The sequence below is a fragment of the Kitasatospora sp. NPDC087315 genome (assembly GCF_044744345.1).
In the GTDB taxonomy this organism is placed as follows: domain Bacteria; phylum Actinomycetota; class Actinomycetes; order Streptomycetales; family Streptomycetaceae; genus Kitasatospora.
Window position 1 is genome coordinate 22,245 of the sequence record NZ_JBIUYD010000004.1, and the last position, 25,144, is coordinate 47,388.

A 25,144-nucleotide genomic window follows, 5' to 3' on the forward strand; every position below is an offset into this window, starting at 1 on the left:
AGGGCGACCACGGGATGGTGCCGGGCGTCCGCACCCGCCCGGCACCCCGTGGAGGACAACGGCTCGCGCCGGCTACCAGCGGGAGAGGTTGATGTCGTACATCATCACCTGGTGGCCCTGGTTGCCGTTGAAGTCGTACTGCTCCCAGTTGAAGACCGTCCAGGAGCCGAGCCCGCCGCCGAGGTACGTGATGACCCGGTTGTTACCGGCGTCGATCCGGTCGACGTTGTAGATACGGACCGACATCCACCCGTCGTTCGCGAAGCAGAGCTGGCCGCTGTAGCCGTAGTTGTACACCTTCGCGTAATCGGTGTGGTTACCGCAGTCGATCCGGTTCACGGCGTTCGCATCGGCCACCGGCAGCAGCGCGGCGGCGGTGGCGGCCAGAACGGCGAGCACGCCGATCCTGCTCGCCCTGATATTTCCCGTACGGCGATCCTTGCGGGGATTTGTGCGGCGAATCATGAAACCCCTCCATCGACAGCTGTTGCGACTCCAGAGATTTACATGGAGGCCTGCTACCGAACAGCTGTTTTCCGGCCAAGCCGTAGTACCGCGGGCACCCCCGAAACGAACCCCGAGGGAATGCGCTAGGGTCCGATCAGCCTTGCCGGGCCTGAGGAACGGAGCAGAAGCTTGGCACGTCCACCACATTTGGGACGATTCACCGCCATCGCCCTGGCGGCTGCTTTTTCGACCCTTTCGGCAAGTTGCACCGCTTTCCCCGGAGGCGGTTCGGCGGAATCCTCGCCGACGCCGCCGGCGATCGACTCGCCGAAAGCCCCGGAATCCGGTCGCGGCGGAATGACCGGACTGCCGCTCTCCGCTTATCAGGGCAATGACCAGAGCGCCGTGAAAGAGATTCAGGCCAGGAATGCGCTGGTCGTCTCGTGTATGCGGCGGGCCGGATTCACCGCGTTCGGCGGCGACGGCCTCCAGCCCGCGCAGGCGCCGGACAACGCGACCGCCCTGCCGGCCGGCGCCTGGGGGTATCTGGGGGCCGGGGCCGCTGCCGTGCAGGGATTCCACCCGCCGACGCGGACCGCACCCCGGCCGGTCGGGTCACCGGCCGGGTCCGGCGAGGCGTACGACGCCGCCCGGGTGGACTGCGACCGGCAGGCGGCGGAACGGATCGGCTCGCCCCCGGGCAACGGCACCGCACTGGTCAGCCGGCTGTTCGACGAGTCGTTCCGGGCGACCGGCCGCGACGAGCGGGTGGTCGCGGCGACCCGGAACTGGTCCGGCTGCATGGCCGCCGCCGGGTTCCAGGCCGACGACCCGGCGGTCCTGCCCGGACGGTTCCAGGGCGCCCGGGAGATCACCGCGAGCGAGATCGCGACCGCCCGCGCCGACGCCGACTGCACCGCGAGCAGCAACCTCGGCGGCATCTGGTTCGCCGTCCTGGCCGGCTACCAGCGGCAGCTGATCGACCGCAACGCGCAGGCCCTGACCGCCCAGCGGGAGGCGGTCAGGGCCCAGGACGAGAAGCTCGTGCGGCTGCTGGCGGGCGACGGCCCCTCGGCCGCGCCCTGAGGCGGGAACCGCCCGGGGTCAGCGCCGGTGGTAGCCCACGGTGTTCGGGCTGCCGTAGTCGCTGCCGTCGTCCACGATCACGATCTTGGGGATGATCCGGGTCTCCTCCTCCGGCCGCCTCTGCTCGCCGCCGGTCGCGCCACCGGAGGGCGCACCGCTCGGCGGCGAGGCCGGCCGCGGCGGCGCCCCGGCGGGCGCGACCGGCCCCGGGGTGACCGGGCCGGGCGGCACCGGCAGCACCGCCGTCGCCGCCTCGGCGGCGGCCGGCCGGACCCCACGGGCGACCCCGACCGCACCGTCCTTGCGCAGATTCGCCACCGCGATCTCGCCGGTGTCCGCCTCGGAGTCCACCTCCGGCGCGTCCCGCGCCCCGGCCCGCGCCGCCTCGGCGGGGTCGAGCGCGCCCACGGCCGCGCCGGTGAGCGAGGCGAGGGTGGCCTTGATGTGGTCCAGGTGCTGCTGCACCGTCTCCTGGCGGGTCTCGAACTCGCGCTGCTCGCGCTCGCTCGCCGCGTTGATCCGCTCGGCCTCGCGCCGGGCCTGCTCGATCAGCTGGTCCGCCCTGGCCTGCGCCTCGGCGTCCGCCTGCTTGATCTGGCCGAGCACGGTCTCCCGGTGCTGCTCGGCCTCCTTGACCCGGCGCTCGGCGGTCGCCGCCACCTGGGCGTCCGCGGCGTCCGCCTTGGCCTCGGCCGCGGCGAACGTCTCGTCGGCGCGGCGGCGCAGCTCGGCCAGTTTGGCCTCGGCCCGCTCGGAGGCCTCCGCCACCGCGACCCGCACCTTGGCGGCGTGGGCGGTGGCCGCGTCCCGGACGGACCGGATGTCGCGGTCGGCGTCGGCGCGGATCGCCTCGGCCTCGGCCCGGGTGCGCTCGTCGGTGCGCCGGGCGGCCTGGTCGGCCTCCGCGCGGGTGGTCGCGGCGTACTCCTTGGCGGCGTGGGACAGCGCCTGGCCGGCCTCGTAGACGTCGTCCCGGTTGTCCTCGGCGTACCGCTCGGCGGCGTCGCGGACGGCCCTGGCCTCGTTCTCGGCCATCCTGGCCAGCGCCAGGGCCTGCTCGCTGAGCACCTCGTAGTCCGGCTCCGGGGCGTCGGCGGCGGCCTGCCGGATGTCGGCCAGCCGACGCTCCATCTCCCGGATCCCGGCGCCGAGCACGCTCAGCCGTTCCCACGCCTCGTCGCGCTGTGCGGTGAGAGCGGCCAGGGCTCGGTCGACCTGCTCGGGCGCGTAACCGCGCCGGGCAGCGGTGAAGCCGTGCTGGGGGACGGCGTCGCTCATGGGCTCTTCCCCTCGTGTCGCGGGCTGCGGAGCCCATGATCGGACGGATCGGACGGATCGGGAACCGAGTCTGGAACCGAACGTCTTACGGATCGAAACGCGGTGAGGACCGGCCGAATAGACCCATCCTCTTGACCTATTTTGCGCAGATCGTGGCGAAACCCCAATGAGGCAGAGCCGCAGCAGCACGGCGAAGGGGCCGTTCCGGACAGCGGAACGACCCCTTCCACCTGGGTGGACCGGGGGCGGTCCGCTACAGCAGACCGTCCCAGAACTGCTCCAGCAGCACGGCCCACCAGGTGTCCGCCGACTGGAGGGCCGCCGGGTCGACGGCGGCGAGCTGGGCCTGGAAGTCGGTTGTCCAGCGGCCTGCCTGATCGGGCGTCAGTCCGTACCGCAGCCGCCACATCCGGCCCAGCAGGGCCAGCGCGCGGACGAACTCCGGTACACCGCTGTTGACGAACCGGGGCGGCTCGCCGGTTCCGTCGACGTCCACCGCGACCACGTGCGCTGTGCCGTACTGCACACAGAGCTGGCGGCCGTAGTCGTTGCCGAGCACCAGGTAGCCGCCGAAGTCCGGGCCGGCCGGCAGGCCGCGTTCGACCGCCAGCTCGGCGAGCGTCGGGATCGGGCGGCCCTCCTGGGCCTGCGCCCAGAAGAACGGCCCGAACTCGCGCGGCAGGCCCGCCCACATCAGGGTCTGCGCCACCGGCTCGGGCACCCCCTGCCGGGCGACGGCGCGCTGCTCGAAGCGGAACACGTTCGGGCCGAAGGCCTGGCCGAGCTCCTGGGCGAGCTGCTGCGGTGCGAGCGGCGGCAGCGGCGGGACACTCCCCGGGGCGGGCAGCGGCACCCGGAACGGGCGCACCCGCTGGGCGCCGGAGGCCAGCTGGTGCAGCTCGTCCAGGTGGTCGAGCAGCTGGGCCATGCCGGCCTGCCGGGTGTGGTGGTCCCGGCCGTAGTCGGCGGTGTGGGTCAGCCGGACGTTCGGCCAGGAGGCGGCGATCATCCGGTGGCAGTAGCCGCCCGGAAGGTCGCAGGACTCCAGCTCGGTGTAGAGCTCCAGCACCTGCTCCGGCGGAACGTTCAGCCGCCGCAGGTCCTGGAGGATCTTCCACTCGGGGTGCGGGGTGCCGGGCTCGCTGCGGTGGAGCAGCTTCTGCTCGGAACCGTCCGGGCCGCGGTAGCTGAGCGCCGCGAAGTAGCCCGGGCCGACGGCGGGCACGCCGGGCGGCACCGGGGCGCCCTGCGGAGGGCCGGGGACGGGCGCCGGCGGAGCGGCCGGGGCCGGGGCCGGGGCGGCCGGGTAGCCGTAGCCGGACGCGGGCGCGCCGGGCCCCGCGGCGCCGGGTGGCGGCGGCACGGCCGGGCCCCCGGACGGCGGCGTGCCGGGGTCGCCGGGCACGCCCGGGGCGGCACCGGCGGCCGACAGGTCGATCGCGTTCGCGAGCTGGGTGCGCTCGTACGCCGCCCCGGCACCGGGCGCGGCGGGCGGAGCGGCGGGCGCGGCGGGCGGACCGTCGGCGCCGCGCAGGCCCGCCGGGGGCGGGGGCGGCGGGGCGGCGGCCGGGTTGCGTCCGCCGACGGCCGCCACGGGCGTGCCGCCGCCCGGGGTGTGCCGCAGCTCGCCCGGCGGGGGCGGCGGCGGGGCACCGACCGGGTTGCGGCCGAGCCCGGCGGGGGCGGCGGACGGACCGGCCTGGCCGCCGCGCAGCTCGCCCGGCGGGGGCGGCGGCGGAGCGCCGACCGGGTTACGGCCGGGGACGCCCTGCGGCACGGCGGGCGCGGGCGCGGCGGGCGGTGGCGTCCCGGGCGCGCCGGGGCCTGGTACACCGGGGCCGGGCGCCCCGGGCAGACCCATCAGCCCGGGCAGACCGTCCGGCGAGGCCAGCACCGTCGGCGCGGGCTCCACCGCCGGGCCGGCCGGCGGCGGGGACGGAGGCGTCCCGTAGCCGTCGGCGGGCAGCAGCACCGTGGCCGCCTCGGCACCGGGCCGGCCCGCACCGGGCAGACCGGCGCCGTTGGTGCGCAGGCCCTCGGGCAGCAGCACGGTGGCCGCCTCGGCACCGCCGACCGGCGGAGCGGCAGGCGGAGCTGTGGGCGGCGCGGCGGGATCGGCGGGATCGGCGACGGGGGCCTGCGGCGCCGGGCCGGGCGGCGGGGCGAGCATGGTCGGCGCGTCCCCGGCGGGCCGCTCGGAGGCCGGCGGCGTGGTCAGCACGGCGGGCGCCGGCGGAGCGGCGGCCTGCGGGACCGTTTGCGCGGCGGCGGCCCGCGGGGCGGCGGCCGTCCCCAGCCGCTCCGCCTCCGCCGCGATCGCCGCGGCGCCCGCCTCCTGGAGCCACTGCGGCGGGCTGAGCAGGAAGGACGTCGCCTCGACCGGCCCGGGCGCGGGCTTCGCCGCACCGGCCGGGTTTGCCGCGACCGGCCGCCCGTACACCTCCTCGTACTGCCGGACCACCTCGTTGACCGGCAGCGCGGGCCAGAGCGTGCTGGCCCCGGAGTCCCGGGCGATCACCAGCCGCGCCTCGCCCGCCGAACCGCCGGTCTCACCCGACGCCCGGTCGGCGGGCTGGACCGCCCAGCAGACGAAGCCCAGGTCGAACTCGCGGACCCGCACCTCACGCTGGAGCGGACGCGGCACCCCGCCGTTGATCCACTCCTCGGCGAGCTCCTGTGCCTGCGCGTACGTCACCACGCCCGGTTCACCCCTGTCCCCTTCGTCCCCGCTTGTTCCGCACCTGTCGCGCCCACCGCGTCCATCACGCCGGACACCGCCACCGCCGGGGCCACGTCAGCCCACCGGCACGGCGCGGGCGAACCCGCCGTCCACCATCAGCTCCGCGACCGTCTCCAGCTCCGGCGGGCTGCCGGCCAGCCGGAGCAGGAAGGCGTCGAAGTCCTCACCGCAGGGCAGCAGCAGCCGGGCGACCCGGTCCTCCGGGGCCTCGGCCGCGCCGTTGTCCCGGGCGTCGTCGTAGAGGCAGAACCAGACCGAGCCGACCCGGTCGCCGCGCACCTTGAGCGCCACGATGCCGCCCTGGGCGTAGGCGATGCCGAGGTAGTCCTTGGTGAGGTGGTCGCGCAGGCACTTGTTGGCGTACACGACGTCCTCGGTGCCGTACTCCTCGCTGAGGGTCAGGAACGGCTGGTCGAGCAGCAGTCCGAGCTCCGGGTCCAGCGCCACGCCGACCGGGGCGCGGCCGCCGCCGAGCTTGAGGAAGGTGCGGTACGCGCCGGGCAGCCGGTAGCCGAGGCGCTCCTCGGCGCTCTGCAGCAGGTCCTCGGGGACGCCGATCGGGTCGCCGCCGTCCCGGGCGAGCGAGAAGTGCGCGGGCCGCCGCTCCTGCAGCGGGCGGGTGCCCCGGCGGCTGTGGTCGGCCGAGGAGGTGGCCAGCCCGCCGTGGTGCCGCAGCAGCGCCTTGACCTCGACCGGGACGAGTTCCATCCGCCGCCGGCCGGGCGCGGCCCGGCCGACCGCGTGGTGCCAGGTCCAGCCGGGCGGGGTGGCGACGGCGGTCTCCAGATCGGCCCAGAGCGGGTGGCCCTGGGTGAACAGCGCGGCGTTGGCCGAGACGTAGTCGGTCAGCCGCAGCTCGTCCACGCCGAAGCCGTCCGGCGGGTCGGCGACCTCGGCCGCGGCGGCCGCGTACGGGCCGAAGTCCGGGTAGCCGTGCTCGTCCACCCGGACCCCGGCGGGGTGCCGCTCCGCGCGGACCGGATCCGGGAACTGCACCACCTGACCTGCGTACGCCGCGTTTGGCGCGGCGGCGACGCCGGGCCGACCTGTCGTCATCTGGGAGCCCCCACTGGCTGCTGCAAATTCTCGGTGCGCTTGCTGGACACCAGGGTAGGGGGTCTGCCCCGGCCCCGGACCCCCGCCCGGGAAGACCGGAACGGGGCCGGCGGCCGGTGGTGGCTCAGGCCGCGAGGGCCTTCGCCAGGGCTTCGGCGACGCGTTCCTGCTGGACCTCGGTGATCTGCGGGAACGGCGGCAGGGTGAGCAGTTCGCGGGCGGCCCGCTCGGCCACCGGGAAGGCCCCCTCGCCGTGACCGAGGTGCCGGAAGGCGGGCTGGAGGCGGACCGGGACGGGGTAGTGGACGGCGGCGCCGACGCCGGCGGCCTGGAGCGCGGCGAGGACGGTGTCCCGGTCGCGGCCCGGACCGATCCGCACCGCGTACAGGTGCCGGACGCGCTCGTTGCCGGGCGCCGTCCGCGGCAGGGTGACGCCGTCGAGGCCGGCCAGCAGCCGGTGGTAGCGCCCGGCGGGCGTCGTTCCGGGCGGGCGGCCGGCGCAGCTTGGCCCGCAGCACCACGGCCTGGAGGGCGTCCATCCGGGAGTTGAAGCCGAACCGCTCGTGCTCGTACTTGCGGCCCGAGCCGTGGTCGCCGATGAGCCGGACGGCGGCGGCCAGGTCGTCGTCGGTGACGGCGGCGCCCGCGTCGCCGTACGCGCCGAGGTTCTTGCCGGGGTGGAAGCCGGCGGCGGAGATCCGGCCGTGGAAGGCGCGGCCGTACTGCCTGGCGCCCTGGGACTGGGCGGTGTCCTCTCCACCACGGGCAGGCCGTCGGCCGCCTCCAGCAGCGGCGCCGTCGGGGCGAGCCGGCCGTTGAGGTGGACGGGCAGCAGCGCGACCGCCCCGGGCCGCGCGTCGGCGGCGCGGGCCGGGTCGATCAGCGGATGGGCGGGGTCGGCGTCGACCAGGACCGGGCGCAGGCCGGCCCGGACCACGGCCTCCGCGGTGGCGACGAAGGTGCTGGCGGGCAGCACCACGCCGCCGGGCGGCAGGCCGAGGGCGCGCAGGGCGAGTTCGAGGGCGTCGGTGCCGTTGGCGGCGCCCACGCGGTGCCGGGTGCCGGAGAAGCCGGCGTACTCCTCCTCGAAGCCGGCCACCTCGGGGCCCTTGAGGTAGCCGCCGGTGGCGAGCACCCGGTCGAAGCCGGCCCGGACCTCCGCCTCGACCTCGGCGTGCGCGGCCTTCAGGTCCACCAGTGGGACGGGTGTGCCGGTGGGCATCCTGCTCCCCTTCGGGGTCAGCGCGGTGGGAGGGCGGCGCGCAGGGCGTCGGTCACCCGGTCCTGCTGCCGCTCGGTGAGCGAGTGGTAAAGCGGCAGGACCGGCGAGCGGCGGGTGAGCAGTTCGGCGGCGGGCAGCGGCACCCGGGCGGCGCCCTTGTACGGGGCCTCCAGGTGGGCGGCCACGATGCCGCGCCGGGCGAGGACGCCGGCCCCGGCGAGCCGGGCGAGCAGCTCGGCGCGGTCGGGGGCGCCGTCCGGCGGCAGCACCCAGCAGGACTGGTAGTTGGTGGTGCCGTGCGGCGGGTCCGCGACCAGCCGGGCGCCGGTGCCGGCCGGTGGTGCAGGAGGAGACCGCGACGGCGTGCGGCACACCGGGCGTGGGCACGTGCTCGCCCGGCGCCTCGTTGGCGGTTTCCGTCATCGCAAGACCCCCCTTGCCCGACGTCTGGACGCCCCCGCCACGGCGGCCTCAACGGCCGCGCCGAGCAAAGGAGTTGCCTTGACCGGCCGGCCATCCCCATGGCCCGGCCGCTCCCTCGGCCCGCTGCTGGAACGCTACCGGCCACCGCCGCCGGCCGGGGGTGGATTCGGGTCCACCGGGGACGAGTCGTGACGATGGCGTGCGGATCCGGCCACGATCGCGTGCCCGCCCGGCCGGTCACCCCGCGAGCGGCCCTGACGACCACCCACCTCCGCACCCCGGTTGTGCGGATGGCGGGGATATTTGACAGGCTTGCCCCGGACTGACCCCATCAGCCGTGCCGTCAGCGGAAAACAGGAGGAGGACGACGCATGACCACCGGGGAACCGGACGGCCCGCCCCTGCTGCGCCACCACCGCGACAGTCTGCTGCCCGCCGTCGCCGCCGCCCTGTCGCTGCGCGGCGGCGAGGTGCACACCCTGGCCGGCGACAAGCCCGCCCGGCGCCCGGTGCTGCACCCGCTGGTCGGCGAGTTCCTGGACGGTCTGCCGGTCGAGCACCGCGAACGCTTCACCGGCCGCTGCCCGGAGGCCGTCCTGCTCTCCCAGTACCTCACCACCGTGGACGGCAAGCGCTCCAAGCGCGCCTCCCGCAAGCCGATGAGTCTGCACGAGGCCCGCAAGGCGCTCAAGGGGGCGCGGCTGACCACCGTCCGCATCCGCGAGGAGCACGACCCGGCGCACGGCACCCACGCCCCGCCCTGCCGGTCCTGCGTCCCGCTGCTGGAGCACTTCACCGTGCAGAGCGTCGCCGTCGGCCCGCCCGGCCGCTGACCGCGCCCCGCACGCCCCCCGTCCCCGAGCCCCCGGAGCCCGTCCTGAATCCGCCCAGCCCGCCGCTGCCGCCGCCGGCCACCCTCGGCGCGCCCGCCGGCCGGACCCGCCCCCGTTTCCCCGCCGACGTCGCCGCCGAGCTCAAGGCGGCCGGCTGGCACCCCGGCCGCTGGCAGATCCGGCAGGCCGAGGAGTGGGCCGACGCGCTGGTCGCGTACGGCAGTCCGGCCGGCGTCCAGCACGCGGTGTTCCCGGCCGCGGTCGAGGCCTGGGCCGAGTTCGGCGGCCTCGCCTTCGACCTGGGCGGACCGGGGCGTCAGCTCGCCCGCACCCCGTTCCTGGTGGACCCGCTCTGCGGCCTGCACCAGCCGCGCACCCTCGCCGACCTCGGCCGCGCCCTGGACACCCGGCTCGCCCCGCTCGGCGAGGAGACATACGGACAGGCGCTGCTCGCCATCGACGAGGAGGGCCGCGTCTACAGCCTGGACCACACCGGCGAGTGGTTTCTCGGACACGGCATTGACCAGGCCGTCTCCACACTGATCCTCGGCACCGCCCCCGAGCGGCTGCGCACCGCCGACGAGACCTGACCACCCCGGCCGTGCCCGGCCGTCAGACCAGCCGCTCGGCCCGGACCACCAGCCGGGACGGCAGCACCGCCTCCACCCGGAACCCGCCGTCCCGCTCCGGACCGGCCGAGAAGGTGCCGCCCAGCGCGACCACCCGCTCGCGCATCCCGACCAGCCCGTTGCCGCCGCTGGGCAGCGCCGCCGCGCCCCGCTCCCCGCCCGGGCAGGCGTTCACCACGCTCACCCGCACCCCGTTCGGCGCGTACGCCAGCAGCACCGCGACCTGCGCGCCGCCCGCGTGCTTGTGCGCGTTGGTCAGCCCTTCCTGCACCACCCGGTACGCGGTCTGCTCGGCCTCGCCGGTGAACTCCTGACGGCTGCCGCTGACGGTCAGCGTCACCGCCATCCCGGCCGCCCGCGACTGGTCGACCAGCCGCGGCAGCCCGGCCAGCGAGTCCGGCTCCGGCGCCTGCTCGTCCGACATCCGCAGCACCCCGAGAATCTCCCGCAGCTCGTTCAGCGCCTGCCGGCCGACCTCGCCCATCAGCTTGGCGCTCTGCGCCGCCTTCTCCGGGTCCTTCGCGACGATCCGCTCCAGCGCCCCGGAGTGCACCACCATCAGCGACACCCGGTGCGCCACCACGTCGTGCATCTCCCGGGCGATCCTGGTCCGTTCCTCCAGCCGGGCCCGGCGGGCCCGCTCCCTGGCCTGCTCGGCCAGCAGGTCCAGCTCCGCCTCCAGACCGTGCGCGCGGTCCTGGAGCGATTCGATCAGCCGTCGCCGCGCGCCCACGTACAGCCCGGTCACCACCGGCGGCACCGTCAGCGCGACCGCCACCAGCACCGACAGCAGCACCTTCCCCCAGAGCGGCGGCTCGGGCATCGCCCCGCCGCCGGGCGTCACCATCGACACGAGCATCACACCGGACGCCTCGACGAACGCCACCACCGACAGCGCCACCATCCGCAGCCGCCGCGACGGCCACTCCCAGGACTCCGCCATCGTGTACAGCGACATCACCAGCAGCAGCACGCCGAACATGCCGGGCACCGTCACCAGCGCCACCATCACCGGCACCGCCGGCCAGCGCCGCCGCAGCACCAGGGTGGAACCCGCCAGCGCCCCGGCCAGTGCGACCCCCACGATCGCCGGCAGCCCCAGGTCAAGCCGGGGTGCCAGGAAGGTGACCGCGCTGACCGCGCACTCCAGCGCCGCGAGCCCGGCCAGCCCGATGTCCAGGAGAGCGCTGCGCCGACGCTCCCACCACCAGAACGACCTGACCGGCACGCGCTCCCCAGGCGACTTGCTCATGGCCGACAGCCTAAGCCGCAACAGGGTCCTCTCCCCACCCGGATACGCCGCGACACTTCACCGGGGCCTCAAGTGGTCCAGACCACATGGGCTGTGTGTGATCTTGTCCGCCATCCGGCCACCTCGCGGACAGCGACCCTCCCGACACCTATGCTGGTCGCGTCGGACAGCGCGGTCCGCACGCGTCACACGCGCCACACGCGCGCGGAACTGTGACGATGAGCCGTTGCCGAACCCCACCACCACAGGGAGCCAGCCGTGACCGCTCCGGTCCCCACCCCGGCGGACAGCCCCAGCCATGTCGGCGCCGCCGGCCCAGTCGCGGACAACGCCGCCCTGCGCGCGGACATCCGCCGCCTCGGCGACCTGCTCGGCGAGACGCTCGTCCGCCAGGAAGGCCCCCAGCTGCTGGGCCTGGTCGAACAGGTCCGGCTGCTCAGCCGCACCAACGGCGAGGCCACCGCCGAACTGCTCTCCGACATCGACCTGGAGACCGCCGCCAAGCTCGTCCGCGCCTTCTCCACCTACTTCCACCTCGCCAACGTCACCGAGCAGGTGCACCGCGGCCGCGAGTTCGCTACCCGCCGCGCCCGCGAGGGCTCCCTCCTCGCCCAGACCGCCGACCAGCTCGCCGAGGCCGACCCCAAGCACCTCGCCGACACCCTGGCCCACCTGGCGGTCCGCCCGGTCTTCACCGCCCACCCCACCGAGGCCGCCCGCCGCAGCGTCCTCAACAAGCTCCGCCGGATCGGCGAACTCCTCGACCGCGTCCACCGCGACCAGCTCGCCTCCGGTCTCGCCGCCGCCGACCCGGCCCGCACCTCCTCCGCCAAGCGCCAGGCCGACCGGCGCCTCGCCGAGGTCATCGACCTGCTCTGGCAGACCGACGAGCTGCGCATCGCCCGCCCCGAGCCCACCGACGAGGCCCGCAACGCCGTCTACTACCTGGACGAGCTCTACCGCGACGCCGTCCCCGAGGTCCTCGAGGAACTGCACGAGGAGCTGGCCCGGGTCGGCCTCAGCCTCCCCGACGGCGTCCGCCCGCTCACCTTCGGCACCTGGATCGGCGGCGACCGGGACGGCAACCCCAACGTCACCCCCCAGGTCACCTGGGACGTCCTCAACCTCCAGCACGAGTACGGCATCAAGGACGCCCTCGCCGCCGTCGACGACCTGCGCAACTCCCTCTCCACCTCGGAGCGCCTCGCCGGCGCCTCGGTCGAGCTGCTCGCGTCGCTCAACAACGACCTGCACGCGCTCCCCGAACTCAGCCCCCGCTACAAGCGGATGAACGCCGAGGAGCCCTACCGCCTCAAGGCCACCTGCGTCCGCCTCAAGCTGGAGAACACCCGCGAGCGGCTGTCCCACGGCACCCCGCACATCGACGGCCGCGACTACCTCGGCACCCGCGAGCTCATCGCCGACCTGCGCCTCATCCAGGACTCCCTGCGCGCCCACCGCGGCGAACTCATCGCCGACGGGCGCCTCGCCCGCGCCATCCGCACCATCGAGGCCTTCGGCCTCCAGCTCGCCACCATGGACGTCCGCGAGCACGCCGAGGCCCACCACCACGCGCTCGGCCAGCTCTTCGACCGGCTCGGCGAGGAGGCCTGGCGCTACAACGACATGCCCCGCGAGTACCGGCAGAAGCTGCTCGCCAAGGAGCTCCGCTCGCGCCGCCCGCTGGCCCCCACCCCGGCCCCGCTCGACGCCGCCGGCACCAAGACCCTCGGCGTCTTCAACACCATCCGCGAGGGCTTCGAGCGGTTCGGCGACGAGATCGTCGAGAGCTACATCATCTCCATGTGCCAGGGCGCCGACGACGTCTTCGCCGCCACCGTCCTCGCCCGCGAGGCCGGCCTGATCGACCTCCACGCCGGCATCGCCAAGATCGGCATCGTGCCGCTGCTGGAGACCACCGACGAACTCCGGGAAGCCGACCGCATCCTGGACGAGATGCTCTCCGACCCGTCCTACCGCCTGCTCGTCTCGCTCCGCGGCGACGTCCAGGAGGTCATGCTCGGCTACTCCGACTCCTCCAAGTTCGGCGGCATCACCACCTCCCAGTGGGAGATCCACCGCGCCCAGCGCCGGCTGCGCGACGTCGCCCACCGCTACGGCATCCGGCTGCGCCTCTTCCACGGCCGCGGCGGCACCGTCGGCCGCGGCGGCGGCCCCTCGCACGAGGCCATCCTGGCCCAGCCCTGGGGCACCCTGGAGGGCGAGATCAAGGTCACCGAGCAGGGCGAGGTCATCTCCGACAAGTACCTGCTGCCCTCGCTGGCCCGCGAGAACCTCGAACTGACCATCTCGGCCACCCTCTCCGCCTCCGCGCTGCACACCGCGCCGCGCCAGGCCCCCGAGGAACTGGCCCGCTGGGACGCCGCCATGGACCAGGTCTCCGCGGCCGCCCACACGGCCTACCGCGCCCTCGTCGAGCAGGACGACCTGCCGAAGTACTTCTTCGCCGCCACCCCGGTCGACCAGCTCGCCTCGCTCCACCTCGGCTCCCGCCCGTCCCGCCGCCCCGACTCCGGCGCCGGCCTGGACGGACTGCGGGCCATCCCGTGGGTGTTCGGCTGGACCCAGTCCCGCCAGATCGTCCCCGGCTGGTACGGCGTCGGCTCCGGCCTCGCCGCCGCCCGCGCGGCCGGCCTCGGCGACGTCCTCGACGAGATGTACGGCCAGTGGCACTTCTTCCGCAACTTCCTGTCCAACGTCGCCATGACGCTGGCCAAGACCGACCTGCGGATCGCCCGCCACTACGTCGAGCAGCTCGTCCCCGCCGAGCTGCACCACATCTTCGACCAGATCATCGCCGAGCACGAGCTCACCCTGCGCGAGGTCCTGCGCCTCACCGGCGAGAGCGAACTGCTGGAGCACAACCCCGTGCTGAAGCAGACCTTCACCGTCCGCGACGCCTACCTCGACCCGATCTCCTACCTCCAGGTCGCGCTGCTGCGCCGCCAGCGCGAGGAGGTCGCCGCCGGCCTCACCGAGGACCCGCTGCGCGCCCGCGCGCTGCTGCTCACCGTGAACGGCATCGCCGCCGGCCTGCGCAACACCGGCTGACCGGCCCCGCGACGACGGACGGGCCCCGTGGCATCACCCGATGCCACGGGGCCCGTCCCGTCCGTCCCCCGCGCGACGCGGGCCCACGGTTCCACCACCGGCCGTCGAACACGGTCGAACACGGCGGGGCCGGTGCCCGGAACCCGGACACCGGCCCCGCCGGACACCACGTGCGCTACTCCCCCGGATCGCCCGCACGACGGCGCTTCAGCCAGAGCGCCGCGCCGCCGGCCGCCACGACCAGACCGCCGCCGACCGCCAGCAGGCCCGCGTCACCGCCGACCGAACCGCCCAGCACCGGCCCCAGCTGCGCCGACACCGGCTCCGGGGACACCACACCCGGATCGGGCTCCGCCACCGACTCCGCATGTGCCAGACCGCCACCGGAGAGCAGCACTCCGGCCGCCCCCAGCGCACCGGCCGTACCCACCCGCCGTCCGAGCTGCCTCAGCCGCACCACTCGGACCGGCCGCAATCTCCGCATCGAGAACTCCCCAGGACCCGTTCGCGTACCCTCCCGACGCTATCCGATCGCGCACAGGTTTCTCACACCTATTCAGGTTTGGACGGCCAAGCGTTGTACGACTGTTGCGTACCCGCCCGGCGTGGCGGCCGCCGGGCTGACGCCCGGTCACCGCTCAGGAGTTGTACGTCCCCTGCGCCCGCTCCAGCCCCTCGGACAACAGCGCCTCCACCGCGTCCGCCGAGCGGTCCACGAACCACTCCAGTTCCTTGCGCTCGGTACTGGAGAAGTCCTTCAGCACGAAGTCCGCGACCTCCATCCGCCCCGGCGGACGGCCGATACCGCACCGCACCCGGTGGTAGTCGGGGCCCAGCGACTTGGTGATCGACTTCAGCCCGTTGTGACCGTTGTCGCCGCCCCCCAGCTTCAGCCGCAGCGCCGCGTAGTCGATGTCCAGCTCGTCGTGGACCGCCACCAGCGCCGACGCCGGCACCTTGTAGAAGTCCCGCAGCGCGGTCACCGGACCGCCCGAGAGGTTCATGAACGACATCGGCTTCGCCAGCACCACCCGCCGGCCGCCCAGCCGCCCCTCGGCCACCTGCGCCCGGCTCTTGTGCGCCTTGAACCGCGCGCCCATCCGCTGCGCCAGCAGGTCCACCACCATGAACCCGATGTTGTGCCGGTTCCGGGCGTACTGCTCACCCGGGTTGCCGAGCCCGACCACCAGCCACGGCCCCTCGTACGCGTCCTCGCTCATCCCACGCTCCTCGAACTCGACCCTCGTCGACATCATCCCGGACACACCGCTGCCCCGGCCGCTCCAGTACGGGAGCGGCCGGGGCAGCGGTGTCAGTGACTGGCGGGAGGCTCAGGCCTCGGCGCCGGCCTCGGCCTCCTCGGCCTCCTCCTCGGCCGGGGCGGCCTGGGCGCCGATGACCTGCAGCACGACGGCGTCGGCCTCGACGGCCAGGGTGACGCCGGCCGGCAGGGTGATGTCCTTGGCGTGGATCGAGGCACCGGCCTCCAGGCCCTCGACCGAGACGGTCACGGACTCGGGCAGGTGGGTGGCCTCGGCCTCGATCGGCAGGGCGTTGAGCACGTGCTCCAGCAGGTTGCCGCCGGGGGCCAGCTCGCCCTCGGTGTGCACCGGGATCTCGACGGTGACCTTCTCGCCGCGCTTCACCAGCAGCAGGTCGACGTGCTCGATGGTGCGCTTGATGGCCTCACGCTGGACGGCCTTCGGCAGCACGTACTCGTCCTTGCCCTCGATCGGCACGACCAGCAGGGCGTTCGGGGTCTTCAGCGCCATCATCAGGGCGTGGCTCGGCAGGTTCAGGTGAACCGGGGCGTGGCCGTGGCCGTAGACGACTCCGGGGACGAGGCCGGCGCGGCGGGCACGACGGGCGGCACCCTTGCCGAACTCGGTACGGGTCTCAGCGGCAATGCGGATCTCGGACACGACTGCACTCCTCGTGAAAATGGCGCGGGGGTGCAGGCAACGCGAAAAACCGCCGGGACCACACCCTCAGTACGTTCGGGGGTCACTCGGCGGTGCACGACCTCTGCCGGCCATCGGAAATCCGGCACCGGCAGCGCGTCGATCACGGAGCGGGCACCCGGCAAGCAGGCACACGGCATCCCTCGCCGAGCAGTTTCACGAGTCTAACCGCACCGGCGGCCTCCCGCGAAATCGGCGGCGGCCCCGGCCCGCGAGGGACCGGGGCCGCCTGCGCGGGGCTTCGTCAGTGCACGCCCTCGAAGAGGCTGGTGACCGAGCCGTCCTCGAACACCTCGCGGATCGCCGCGGCGATCGACGGGGCGATCGACAGCGTGGTGATCTTGTCGAGCTGGAGCTCGGCCGGCGTCGGCAGCGTGTTGGTGAAGACGAACTCGCTGACCCGCGAGTTCTTCAGGCGGTCCGCCGCCGGACCGGACAGCACGCCGTGCGTGGCCGCCACGATCACGTCCGCGGCACCGTTGTCGAACAGCGCGTCGGCGGCGGCGCAGATCGTGCCGGCCGTGTCGATCATGTCGTCGACCAGGACACAGACCCGGCCCTTGACGTCACCGACCACCTCGGCGGACAGGATGGTGTTCGCCTGCGTCATGTCACGGCGCTTGTGGATGATCGCCAGCGGTGCGCCCAGCCGGTCCGACCACTGGTCCGCGACCTTCACCCGGCCCGCGTCCGGCGACACGATGGTCAGCCGGTCCCGGTCCACCTTCGCGCCCAGGTAGTCCGCCAGCAGCGGCAGCGCGAACAGGTGGTCCACCGGGCCGTCGAAGAAGCCCTGGATCTGCGCCGTGTGCAGGTCCACCGCCATCAGCCGGTCCGCGCCCGCCTGCCGCAGCAGATCGGCGATCAGGCGGGCGGAGATGGGCTCACGGCCCAGGTGCTTCTTGTCCTGGCGGGCGTAGCCGTAGAACGGCAGGATCGCCGTGATGCTCCGCGCGGAGGCCCGCTTCAGAGCGTCGATCATGATCAGCTGTTCCATGATCCACTGGTTGATGGGAGCCGTGTGGCTCTGCATCACAAAGCAGTCCGCACCACGCGCCGAATCCAGGAAGCGGACGTAGATCTCCCCGTTCGCAAAGTCCAGCGCCTTCGTCGGAACCAGTTCGGTCCCCAGCGACGCGGCCACCTCGCTCGCCAGTTCGGGGTGGGCACGGCCGGAGAAGAGCTTCAGTTTCTTCTCACCCGACGTCGTGATCCCGCTCACTGCACCGTCTCCTCGCGTTGCTGACGCTGAACCCGTCCGCACCGCGGACAGGCACAGGCCCGCTCGCGACAGGGGTCGGGGGAATGTCGGTACGCCTTGACACGGGCGGTAAGCCCTATGGCGCACGTATGTCCCCAAGGTTACGCGCCCGCGCAGAAACCGTCCGCCCCGGGACCGGCCCTCGGAGCCCCGCCGGCCTCCTCAGCGCTCGTCGGCCCCGTCCGTCGCGGCGGCCGCGGCCTGCGCCGACGTGGTGCCCGGACGCTTGCGCTCCACCCATCCCGCGATGTTGCGCTGCTGCGCCCGGCTCACCCCCAGGGCGCCCGGCGGAATGTCTGCGGTGATCACCGAGCCGGCCCCGGTGTAGGCGCCGTCGCCGACCGTCACCGGAGCGATGAACATGTTGTCCGAACCCGTGCGGCAGTGGGCCCCGATCACCGTGCGGTGCTTGTTCACCCCGTCGTAGTTCACCGTGACCGAGGCCGCGCCGATGTTGGTGCCCTCACCGATCGTGGCGTCCCCGATGTACGACAGGTGCGGCACCTTGGCGCCCTCGCCCAGCTCCGAGTTCTTCACCTCGACATAGGTGCCGACCTTCGCCTTGCGGGCCAGCTTCGCCCCCGGCCGCAGGTACGCGTACGGCCCCGCGACGGCGAAGTCGCCCACCTCCGCACCGTCCGTCGTGGCGTTGCTCACACGCGCGCCGGCGCCGATCCGGGTGTCCTTGATCGTCGAGTTCGGGCCGACCTCGCAGCCCTCGCCGAGGTGGGTGGAGCCCTGCAGCTGGGTGTTGGGCAGCACCACCGCGTCCGGCTCGTAGGACACCTGCACGTCGAACCAGGTCGTCGCCGGGTCCACCACGGTGACACCCTCGCGCATCGCCCGCTCCAGCAGGCGGTCGTTCAGCAGCCGGCGGGCCTGCGCCAGCTGCACCCGGTCGTTGATGCCCAGGATGTCCCGGTAGTCCGCGGCCACGACCGCGCCCACCCGGTGGCCGGCCGTCCGCAGGATCTCCAGGGTGTCGGTCAGGTACTCCTCGCCCTGCACGTTGTCCGTGGTCACCCGGGAGAGGGCCTCGGCCAGCAGCTTCGCGTCGAAGGCGAAGACCCCGGAGTTGATCTCGCCGATGGCCCGCTGGGCGTCGGAGGCGTCCTTCTCCTCGACGATCGCGGCGACCGCGCCGTCGGCCCCGTCGCGCAGGATCCGCCCGTAGCCGAACGGGTCCGGCACCACGGCCGTCAGCACCGTCACGCCGTTGCCCTGCTCGGCGTGCGCCTCGGCGAGCGAGCGCAGCGTCGCCCCGGTCAGCAGCGGCGCGTCCCCGGTGGTGACGATCACCGTGCCGTCCAGCTCCACCCCGTCCGCGGCCAGCGCCTCCAGCGCCGTCCGGACGGCGTGCCCGGTGCCGTTCTGCTCCTCCTGCACCACGGCCCGCGCCGCCGGGTAGAGCGCCGTCAGGTGCTCCCGCACCTTCTCCCGCATGTGCCCGACCACCACGACCAGCTGCTGCGGCGTCAACTCCTGGGCCGCCGCGACCGCGTGGCCCACCAGCGACCGCCCGCACACCTCGTGCAGCACCTTGGGCAGGCTGTTCGACTTCATCCGGGTCCCGCCACCGGCGGCAAGCACGACAACGGCGGCAGGCGAATTGGCACTCACGGGGGGAGGCTCCTCAGTCGGTTCACAGAGAGGGCAGTGCGGGCCGGGGAGCGGATCCGCACGTCTGCGCCCCGGCGCTTCGAGGATAGTGCGGGGCAGCCCGGCGCAACGCCAGCACGGGTCTGCCCCGCACCGGCCACACGGCCTCTGAGGTGCTCCCGGAGGAGGATTCGAACCCCCATAAGCTGGACCAAAACCAGCTGTCCTGCCCTTAGACGATCCGGGACGGTACCGTCACCGCGCCCCGGTGCCGCCAGGGCGCGCTCGCCCAAGACTACGGGGTGAACGGCGCCGTAATCCACCTCCATTTCCCGACCGCCGCCCCGCGATCCACCGGTAGGGGTCCGCTCCGCCGGGGACGTTGACGGACAGGCACCCGGGCCCGCCCGCCCCGCCGTCGGGCCGGCCACCCCGGCCCGGACGCGGTGATCCGGTGGGCGATCCGTCCGGACACGGGCCCGGTCCCGGGTTCATCCATCCAGTCGAGTGAATTCACTAAAGCGCCCCCGGGTGCCGTATTTCCTTCGTGGCGGAGCGCAACCTACGATGCCGTAAGTTACGCAAACGTAGCCTCCGCCCCCTCCCCCAAGGGACACCCCATGACCATCCAGGCCGGCGAGGCACACGCCGATACCGCGCTCTCCGCCGACACCGCCCCGACCCTGCTCTCCGCCACCCGCGGCGGGGAGAAACAGGGGCTCGCCGAGCGGATCGCGCTCGGGCTGTTCATCGCCGTCCCCTTCACCGCGCTGCTCGCCGCCGCGCCGGTGGCCTGGGGCTGGGGGCTGGGGTGGACGGACCTCGCGATCGCCACCGCCATGTACTTCCTCACCTGCCACGGCATCACGATCGGTTACCACCGCTACTTCACCCACGGCGCCTTCAAGGCCAACCGGGCCCTGCGGCTGACCCTCGCGGTGGCCGGCAGCCTGGCGATCGAGGGACCGCTGGTGCGCTGGGTGGCGGACCACCGCAAGCACCACCGGTACAGCGACAAGGACGGCGACCCGCACTCGCCCTGGCGCTACGGGGAGAGCATCCCGGCCCTGCTCAGGGGCCTCTGGTGGGCGCACATGGGCTGGCTCTTCGACGAGGAGCAGACCCCGCAGCTGACCTATGCGCCGGATCTGGTCCACGACCCGGCCATAAGGCGGATCTCCCGGCTGTTCTGGCTCTGGACCGCGATCTCGATGCTGCTGCCGCCCCTGGTCGGCGGGCTGGTCACGCTCTCCTGGCAGGGTGCCCTGTCCGCGTTCTTCTGGGGCTCGCTGGTTCGGGTGGCGCTGCTGCACCACGTCACCTGGTCGATCAACTCGATCTGCCACGCGCTCGGCGAGCGCCCGTTCCGCTCCCGTGACCGCTCCGGCAACGTCTGGTGGCTGGCCGTGCTCTCCTGCGGAGAGTCCTGGCACAACCTGCACCACGCGGACCCGACCTCGGCCCGGCACGGCGTGCTGCGCGGCCAGATCGACTCCTCGGCACGGCTGATCCGCTGGTTCGAGCTGGCCGGGTGGGCCCGCGACGTCCGTTGGCCGGACGCACAGCGGATCGCCGCCCGCCGCGCCGCATGAGGGCTCGCCTGCAGCATGATGTAGGGGTGAACGGGAGCAGCGCAGACAGCACAGGCGGCCACGAGAGCCCGCGGACGGACGCCGCGCCGGGTGCGGCGCAGGCCCGTCCGCGTGCCGCTGCCCCGACGGGTACCACCGCACCGGCGCCCCGCCGCCGGGGCGGCCGGGTGCGGATGACCGGGAAGCAGCGGCGGGAGCAACTGCTGGAGATCGGCCGGTCGGTGTTCGCGGAGCGCGGCTACGACGGCACCTCGGTGGAGGAGATCGCCGAGCGGGCCGGGGTGTCCAAGCCCGTGGTGTACGAGCACTTCGGCGGCAAGGAGGGGCTGTACGCGGTGGTGGTGGACCGCGAGATGCAGCTCCTGCTGGACATGGTGACGGGGGCGTTGACGGGCGGGCACTCGCGGGAGCTGCTGGAGCAGGCGGCGTTCGCGTTGATGGACTACATCGACACCTCCACGGACGGTTTCAAGATCCTGGTCCGGGATTCCCCGGTGGCGCAGTCGACGGGAACGTTCGCGTCGCTGATCAGCGACATCGCGACGCAGGTGGAGGACATTCTCGGGCTGGAGTTCAAGGCGCGGGGCTTCGACGCCCGCCTTGCCCCGATGTACTCGCAGATGCTGGTCGGAATGGTCGCGCTGACCGGGCAGTGGTGGCTGGAGGTCCGCAAGCCGCAGAAGGCGGAGGTGGCGGCGCATCTGGTGAACCTGGCCTGGCACGGCCTGGAGGGGATGGAGCGGCACCCGAAGCTGGTCGGCGAGCGGAAGGCCTGAGCGCCCGGCGGTGGGCGTACCGGCCCCGGAGGTACCGGCGATGCTCAGCGGCGGACGGCCACCGCGAAGATCCGCCGGAACGGGAAGACGGTGCCGTGCGGTCCCGCGGGGTAGGCCTCGCGGAGCAGGGCGCCGTACTCGGCGAGGAAGGCGGCCCGGTCGACGGGGTCGGTGAGCCGGGTGAGGACGGGGCGCAGGGCGGTGCCCTTGACCCATTCCAGGACGGGGTCGGCGCCGGTGAGCAGGGTGCTGTAGGTGGTCTCCCAGACGTCGACGGCGCAGCCGGCGTCGGCGAGGGTGGCCAGGTACTCGGCGGGCCGGTGGACGCCCGCGCGGGTGGCGTTGTCGCCGACGGCGTCGCGCCAGCGGGGGTCGCGGCGGAGTTCGGCGAGCAGGGTGTGGCTGGGTGAGCCGAAGTTGCCGGGGACCTGGAAGGCGAGGACGCCGCCGGTCCTGAGGGCGTCGGCCCAGCGCGGAAGCAGCGCGAGGTGCCCGTCCACCCACTGGAGGGTGGCGTTGGACACGATCAGGTCGGGCGCGGCGGTGGCCGGATCGTAGTCGCGGGCGTCGGCGAGCCGGTAGTCGGCGGTGGGTTCGCCTTCGGTGCGGGCGGTGGCGAGCATCTCGGCGGAGTTGTCGATGCCGGTGATGCGGGCTTCGGGCCAGCGTCGGCGCAGGACGGCGGTGGAGTTGCCGGGGCCGCAGCCGATGTCGAGGATCGTGGCGGCGGGTTCGTGGGGAACGGCGGGGACGCGGGCGAGCAGATCGCGCAGCGGGCGGGTCCGTTCGTCGGCGAAGCGCAGGTACTGTTCCGGGTCCCAGACGGGGGTGCTCATGATCGTCCTCACAAGTATCTCGACATCAAGATATCCAGGCGCAGCCTCCACGCTACATTTCTCGATGTCAAGAGACTTCACATCGACACATCCCCCGATACACTGATCGTCATGGAGGACGAGGTCGACCGCCTGGTCGCAGCATGGCGCCGAGAGCGCCCCGACCTCGACGTGGAACCACTTGAGGTGCTCAGCCGGGTCAGCCGACTCGCCCGGCACCTCGACCGCGCCCGCCGGACCGCCTTCGCCGAGCACGGCCTGGAGCCGTGGGAGTTCGACGTCCTGACCGCGCTGCGCCGGGCCGGCTCCCCGTACCAGCTCTCCCCCGGCCAGCTGCTCACCCAGACCCTGGTCACCTCCGGCACCATGACCAACCGGATCGACCGTCTCACCGGCAAGGGCCTGGTCAAGCGCCTGCCCGACCCGGACGACCGGCGCGGTGTGCTGGTCCGGCTCACCGACGACGGGCGCGACCGGGCCGATCAGGCGCTCGCCGGGCTGCTCGCCCACGAGCGCGAGCTGCTCGCCCAGCTCAGCGCCGGGCAGCAGGGCGAACTCGCCGGGCTGCTGCGGCAGCTGGTCGCCCCGTTCGACAACATCCCGGGCTGAGCGCACCCCCGGCCCGGCCGGCCCCCGCGCCGGCGGCCGGCTCCGACGATCAGGGTGCGTAGGCCGGTCGGGGGTACGGCGGCGGCGCTGGGACCGTTCCGGGCCGTGTCCGGGTCGTTCCGGGCCGGGTGTGAGCCGTTCCGGACCGTATGCGGGCGTGCGGAAGTACGGTGCGGCGACATCTGCCCCCGGTTTTCCCTGACCTGACGAACCTGAGTCGGTACCGGGGTGTCACGGGGAGCCGGCGCCGGGAGCTGTGGTCGAGGCGACGGATGGTGGGGCGCTGGGGGCGGCCGGTTCGGACGGGCTGACGCCCGCCCGGCGGGCGACCGCGACGGCGGCCAGGGTGGAGTGCACCCCGAGCTTGCCGAGGACGTTCTGCATATGGGTGCGGACGGTGTGCGGGGAGAGGTAGAGGCGTTCGGCGACGGCCTGCCGGCCGAGGCCGGCGACCATGCAGCGCAGGATCTGCTTCTCCCGCGGGGTGAGGGTGTCGACGAGGCGTTCGCTCTCGGTGCGGTCCCGTCGCGCGGTGGTGAGCTCCCGGATGACACCGGTGAGCAGGGCGGGCGGCAGGTGGGTCTCGTCGCGCAGGACGCCACGGATGACGGCCAGGAGGCGGGCCAGCGAGCTCTCCTTGGCGACCCAGCCGGTGGCGCCGGCGTGCAGGGCCCGGGCGGCGCGGTGCGGGTCGTCGGCGGTGGCCAGGACGATCGCCTTCAGGCCGGGGTGGTTGCGGCGGATCCGGGCGAGCAGGGTGATGCCGTCGGGCGCCGGGGGGACGGGCCGGTGCGGCTCCTGCCGGTACGGTTCCGGCCGCTGGATCTCCTGGCGGCGGAGCTCGGGCCGGTACGGCTCCTGCCGGTGCGGTTCGGACCGCTGCGGTTCGGCCGGGTGCGGGGCCTGGTGCGGGGGCGACGAGCCGGCCGGCGGTGCGGGTGCGACGGCCGGACGGCGGGGCGCGGGCACGCTGGGCGGCAGGCGCCGCCGCGCGGCATCGGGCGGGTCGGCGCCGGGCTGGCGGGGTTTGCGCGCCCCCCCGAGGACGCCCTCGCCGCCGAGGTCGGCGTCGATCAGGACGACGTGGAAGGCGCGGCCCTCGGTGGCGGCGCGCTCGAGCGCGCGCTCGGCGGCGGCCGCGCTGCCGGCGGCGCCGACCTCGACGTCGGGCTCGGCGGTGAGCGCCGCGGCCAGTGCCTCGGCGAAGATCCGGTGGTCGTCGACCACCAGGACGCGGATCCGCCCCATTGCCACTTCCCCCCTGCTAGACCCGGCCCGCGCCCGGGGTGACGGCCCAGACTCCGGTGCCGCGACCTGGGCACTTCTCCTCGGCCCACCCCCCGGACGGCCGGTCGGGCCCAGGCGCCGGCCCCCACCGGTACCGAATTCAGCGTACGGGGTAGGGGGCGGCCCGGCGGGGGTTTGGTGAACTTTCGTCAGGAGGTGCGAATTTGCTGCCACTTGGCGCTCGGAAGCGGCCCGGGGCCGGTGGTTTCGGGGGTGTCGGTGCCTGGGGGCGTCAGCCCCCCGCCCCGGCCGCCGGCCGGCGTGGTGGACGGCGGCCGGCGTGGTGGACGGCGGCCGGGGGGCCTGGAAGCCCTCGGCAGGGCGGTTGAGGGCGACGTCGACGATCGTGGCGTCGAGGACGGTCACCAGCGAGCCGAGGGCCACGACCGCGGCGGTGCGCGGGCGGGGTGGGGCGGGCGCCGCGGTGGTGGCGGCGGGTACGGCGGCGCTCATCGGCCCCTTGGACGGTCGGGCTTCGGGGGCCCGGCCCGGGTGCGCGGCTCTTGACGGGTGGTCGGGGCGGGCAGGTCAGACCGCGTACGGGCGGGCGGTGCGGGCGTCCCGCAGGGCGTGCGCCCACCAGGTGAGCTGGTCGAGCATGCCCTTGGCGGCCCCGTTCGGGACGGCCGGGTCGACGGGCTCGCCGTCGTCGCCGAAGACGGCCCAGGCGCCGTGGAAGCTGACGGTGTCCCGGACGGTGACGGCGTGCAGCTCGGCGAAGACCAGCCGGAGCTGCTCGACCGCGCGCAGCCCGCCGCCGAGTCCGCCGTAGGAGACGAAGCCGACCGGCTTGGCCTGCCACTCGGCGCGGTGCCAGTCGATGGCGTCCTTGAGGACGCCGGGGAAGCTGTGGTTGTACTCGGGGGTGACCACCACGAAGGCGTCGGCGGCGGCCAGGCGCGGCGAGAGCGCGGCGAGCCGCCCGGCCTGCTCGGCGGTGGGCTCGTCACCCAGGCGGGGCAGCGGGTGGTCGGCCAGGTCGATGACGTCGAGGTCGAGGTCGTCCCGGCCCCGGGCGGTGCGCAGGAACCAGTCGGCGACGGTGGGCGCGAAGCGGCCCTGCCGGCTGCTGCCGACGATGACGGCGAGCCGGCACGGGGCCGTGGCCGGCGTCTCGGACGTGGCCTGACGAAGGGTCTCGGGCATTGCGGTCTCCAGGGTTGCGACGTTTCACCGGACGGTCGC

The 25,144-nt window shown here is 74.2% G+C and carries 21 protein-coding genes, 1 tRNA gene and 2 pseudogenes; 7 read left to right on the plus strand and 17 right to left on the minus strand.

The genetic code is table 11. The features are described 5' to 3' along the window. Positions 1-72: 72 nt before the first annotated feature. The gene (locus ACIO5D_RS07070) at positions 73-465 is read right to left on the minus strand and encodes a beta/gamma crystallin domain-containing protein (RefSeq protein ID WP_363606996.1); all 393 of its coding nucleotides are present in this window, start codon (positions 463-465) and stop codon (positions 73-75) included. Between the two features lie 387 nt (positions 466-852). Between ACIO5D_RS07070 and ACIO5D_RS07075 the strand changes: the two genes are divergently transcribed. Then, positions 853-1,533, plus strand: a complete 681-nt coding sequence (locus tag ACIO5D_RS07075; RefSeq protein ID WP_363606994.1) for a hypothetical protein — start codon at positions 853-855, stop codon at positions 1,531-1,533. An 18-nt stretch (positions 1,534-1,551) separates the two neighbouring features. Here the strand turns inward: ACIO5D_RS07075 and ACIO5D_RS07080 are convergent, their stop codons facing one another. The 6 genes and pseudogenes from ACIO5D_RS07080 to ACIO5D_RS07105 all read right to left on the minus strand — a co-directional run bounded on the left by ACIO5D_RS07080 (position 1,552) and on the right by ACIO5D_RS07105 (position 8,203). Then, positions 1,552-2,811: a hypothetical protein gene (locus ACIO5D_RS07080; protein WP_400794185.1), complete on the minus strand. Its 1,260-nt coding sequence runs from the start codon at positions 2,809-2,811 to the stop codon at positions 1,552-1,554. A 253-nt stretch (positions 2,812-3,064) separates the two neighbouring features. Further along, on the minus strand, positions 3,065-5,509 hold the full coding sequence (locus tag ACIO5D_RS07085; protein WP_400794187.1) for an SUKH-4 family immunity protein: 2,445 nt from the start codon (positions 5,507-5,509) through the stop codon (positions 3,065-3,067). A 96-nt stretch (positions 5,510-5,605) separates the two neighbouring features. Continuing rightward, a complete protein-coding gene (locus ACIO5D_RS07090; RefSeq protein ID WP_363606990.1) occupies positions 5,606-6,607 on the minus strand; it encodes an SMI1/KNR4 family protein in 1,002 nt (333 codons plus the stop codon). A gap of 124 nt (positions 6,608-6,731) precedes the next feature. Further along, positions 6,732-7,305: pseudogene (locus tag ACIO5D_RS07095) on the minus strand (DegT/DnrJ/EryC1/StrS family aminotransferase). A gap of 68 nt (positions 7,306-7,373) precedes the next feature. Next, a pseudogene (locus ACIO5D_RS07100) lies at positions 7,374-7,829 on the minus strand (DegT/DnrJ/EryC1/StrS family aminotransferase); the annotation flags it as partial. A 17-nt stretch (positions 7,830-7,846) separates the two neighbouring features. Then, on the minus strand, positions 7,847-8,203 hold the full coding sequence (locus tag ACIO5D_RS07105; RefSeq protein WP_400656983.1) for a DegT/DnrJ/EryC1/StrS family aminotransferase: 357 nt from the start codon (positions 8,201-8,203) through the stop codon (positions 7,847-7,849). A 420-nt stretch (positions 8,204-8,623) separates the two neighbouring features. Here ACIO5D_RS07105 and ACIO5D_RS07110 point away from each other — a divergent pair, with 420 nt between their 5' ends. Further along, complete coding sequence (locus ACIO5D_RS07110; protein ID WP_363606988.1) at positions 8,624-9,085, plus strand: YwqJ-related putative deaminase; 462 nt, start codon at positions 8,624-8,626, stop codon at positions 9,083-9,085. Between the two features lie 65 nt (positions 9,086-9,150). Then, on the plus strand, positions 9,151-9,675 hold the full coding sequence (locus tag ACIO5D_RS07115) for an SUKH-3 domain-containing protein (protein ID WP_400657117.1): 525 nt from the start codon (positions 9,151-9,153) through the stop codon (positions 9,673-9,675). Positions 9,676-9,697: 22 nt separating this feature from the next. On the opposite strand, the gene ACIO5D_RS07120 is transcribed toward ACIO5D_RS07115, so the two are convergent. After that, a complete protein-coding gene (locus ACIO5D_RS07120) occupies positions 9,698-10,966 on the minus strand; it encodes a histidine kinase (protein ID WP_363606987.1) in 1,269 nt (422 codons plus the stop codon). A 336-nt stretch (positions 10,967-11,302) separates the two neighbouring features. On the opposite strand from ACIO5D_RS07120, the gene ppc reads away from it, so the two are divergent. Next, a complete protein-coding gene (ppc, locus tag ACIO5D_RS07125) occupies positions 11,303-14,038 on the plus strand; it encodes a phosphoenolpyruvate carboxylase (protein WP_363607025.1) in 2,736 nt (911 codons plus the stop codon). Positions 14,039-14,213: 175 nt separating this feature from the next. Here the strand turns inward: ppc and ACIO5D_RS07130 are convergent, their stop codons facing one another. From ACIO5D_RS07130 to ACIO5D_RS07155, 6 genes are all read right to left on the minus strand, one after another. Then, a complete protein-coding gene (locus ACIO5D_RS07130) occupies positions 14,214-14,522 on the minus strand; it encodes a hypothetical protein (RefSeq protein ID WP_363606986.1) in 309 nt (102 codons plus the stop codon). Positions 14,523-14,676: 154 nt separating this feature from the next. Next, entirely contained in the window at positions 14,677-15,258 is a 582-nt protein-coding gene (gene pth / locus ACIO5D_RS07135; RefSeq protein ID WP_363606984.1) for an aminoacyl-tRNA hydrolase, read from the minus strand. A 111-nt stretch (positions 15,259-15,369) separates the two neighbouring features. Beyond that, complete coding sequence (locus tag ACIO5D_RS07140) at positions 15,370-15,960, minus strand: 50S ribosomal protein L25/general stress protein Ctc (protein WP_363606983.1); 591 nt, start codon at positions 15,958-15,960, stop codon at positions 15,370-15,372. 283 nt (positions 15,961-16,243) lie between these two features. After that, a complete protein-coding gene (locus tag ACIO5D_RS07145; RefSeq protein WP_363606981.1) occupies positions 16,244-17,221 on the minus strand; it encodes a ribose-phosphate diphosphokinase in 978 nt (325 codons plus the stop codon). Between the two features lie 201 nt (positions 17,222-17,422). Further along, a complete protein-coding gene (gene glmU, locus ACIO5D_RS07150) occupies positions 17,423-18,880 on the minus strand; it encodes a bifunctional UDP-N-acetylglucosamine diphosphorylase/glucosamine-1-phosphate N-acetyltransferase GlmU (RefSeq protein ID WP_363606980.1) in 1,458 nt (485 codons plus the stop codon). A gap of 155 nt (positions 18,881-19,035) precedes the next feature. Beyond that, a tRNA-Gln gene (locus ACIO5D_RS07155) sits at positions 19,036-19,106 on the minus strand. A gap of 373 nt (positions 19,107-19,479) precedes the next feature. Here ACIO5D_RS07155 and ACIO5D_RS07160 point away from each other — a divergent pair. Then, positions 19,480-20,451 (plus strand): acyl-CoA desaturase, encoded by a 972-nt coding sequence (locus ACIO5D_RS07160; RefSeq protein WP_400794190.1) that lies wholly within the window; start codon positions 19,480-19,482, stop codon positions 20,449-20,451. Between the two features lie 173 nt (positions 20,452-20,624). Continuing rightward, positions 20,625-21,227, plus strand: a complete 603-nt coding sequence (locus ACIO5D_RS07165) for a TetR/AcrR family transcriptional regulator (RefSeq protein WP_148643184.1) — start codon at positions 20,625-20,627, stop codon at positions 21,225-21,227. Between the two features lie 44 nt (positions 21,228-21,271). Here ACIO5D_RS07165 and ACIO5D_RS07170 read toward each other — a convergent pair whose 3' ends face one another. Then, a complete protein-coding gene (locus tag ACIO5D_RS07170) occupies positions 21,272-22,063 on the minus strand; it encodes a trans-aconitate 2-methyltransferase (protein ID WP_400794192.1) in 792 nt (263 codons plus the stop codon). 111 nt (positions 22,064-22,174) lie between these two features. Here ACIO5D_RS07170 and ACIO5D_RS07175 point away from each other — a divergent pair, with 111 nt between their 5' ends. Next, the gene (locus ACIO5D_RS07175; RefSeq protein WP_363606976.1) at positions 22,175-22,672 is read left to right on the plus strand and encodes a MarR family transcriptional regulator; all 498 of its coding nucleotides are present in this window, start codon (positions 22,175-22,177) and stop codon (positions 22,670-22,672) included. A gap of 231 nt (positions 22,673-22,903) precedes the next feature. On the opposite strand, the gene ACIO5D_RS07180 is transcribed toward ACIO5D_RS07175, so the two are convergent. Together ACIO5D_RS07180 and ACIO5D_RS07185 are read right to left on the minus strand one after the other, a co-directional pair. Next, positions 22,904-23,920 carry a LuxR C-terminal-related transcriptional regulator gene (locus ACIO5D_RS07180; protein WP_400794194.1) on the minus strand — a complete coding sequence of 339 codons (1,017 nt, stop codon included), beginning with the start codon at positions 23,918-23,920 and terminating at the stop codon, positions 22,904-22,906. 567 nt (positions 23,921-24,487) lie between these two features. Then, the gene (locus ACIO5D_RS07185) at positions 24,488-25,105 is read right to left on the minus strand and encodes an NADPH-dependent FMN reductase (RefSeq protein WP_400794196.1); all 618 of its coding nucleotides are present in this window, start codon (positions 25,103-25,105) and stop codon (positions 24,488-24,490) included. Positions 25,106-25,144: the final 39 nt, after the last annotated feature.

Excerpts from the sequence above, each read along its gene's own strand:
- ACIO5D_RS07070 (WP_363606996.1), bottom strand. The coding sequence starts at position 465 with ATGATTCGCCGCACAAATCCCCGCAAGGATCGCCGTACGGGAAATATC.
- ACIO5D_RS07080 (WP_400794185.1), bottom strand. The coding sequence starts at position 2,811 with ATGAGCGACGCCGTCCCCCAGCACGGCTTCACCGCTGCCCGGCGCGGT.
- ACIO5D_RS07090 (WP_363606990.1), bottom strand. The coding sequence starts at position 6,607 with ATGACGACAGGTCGGCCCGGCGTCGCCGCCGCGCCAAACGCGGCGTAC.
- ACIO5D_RS07110 (WP_363606988.1), top strand. The coding sequence starts at position 8,624 with ATGACCACCGGGGAACCGGACGGCCCGCCCCTGCTGCGCCACCACCGC.
- ACIO5D_RS07120 (WP_363606987.1), bottom strand. The coding sequence starts at position 10,966 with ATGAGCAAGTCGCCTGGGGAGCGCGTGCCGGTCAGGTCGTTCTGGTGG.
- ACIO5D_RS07130 (WP_363606986.1), bottom strand. The coding sequence starts at position 14,522 with ATGCGGAGATTGCGGCCGGTCCGAGTGGTGCGGCTGAGGCAGCTCGGA.
- pth (WP_363606984.1), bottom strand. The coding sequence starts at position 15,258 with ATGAGCGAGGACGCGTACGAGGGGCCGTGGCTGGTGGTCGGGCTCGGC.
- ACIO5D_RS07160 (WP_400794190.1), top strand. The coding sequence starts at position 19,480 with ATGACCATCCAGGCCGGCGAGGCACACGCCGATACCGCGCTCTCCGCC.
- ACIO5D_RS07165 (WP_148643184.1), top strand. The coding sequence starts at position 20,625 with ATGACCGGGAAGCAGCGGCGGGAGCAACTGCTGGAGATCGGCCGGTCG.
- ACIO5D_RS07170 (WP_400794192.1), bottom strand. The coding sequence starts at position 22,063 with ATGAGCACCCCCGTCTGGGACCCGGAACAGTACCTGCGCTTCGCCGAC.
- ACIO5D_RS07175 (WP_363606976.1), top strand. The coding sequence starts at position 22,175 with ATGGAGGACGAGGTCGACCGCCTGGTCGCAGCATGGCGCCGAGAGCGC.
- ACIO5D_RS07180 (WP_400794194.1), bottom strand. The coding sequence starts at position 23,920 with ATGGGGCGGATCCGCGTCCTGGTGGTCGACGACCACCGGATCTTCGCC.
- ACIO5D_RS07185 (WP_400794196.1), bottom strand. The coding sequence starts at position 25,105 with ATGCCCGAGACCCTTCGTCAGGCCACGTCCGAGACGCCGGCCACGGCC.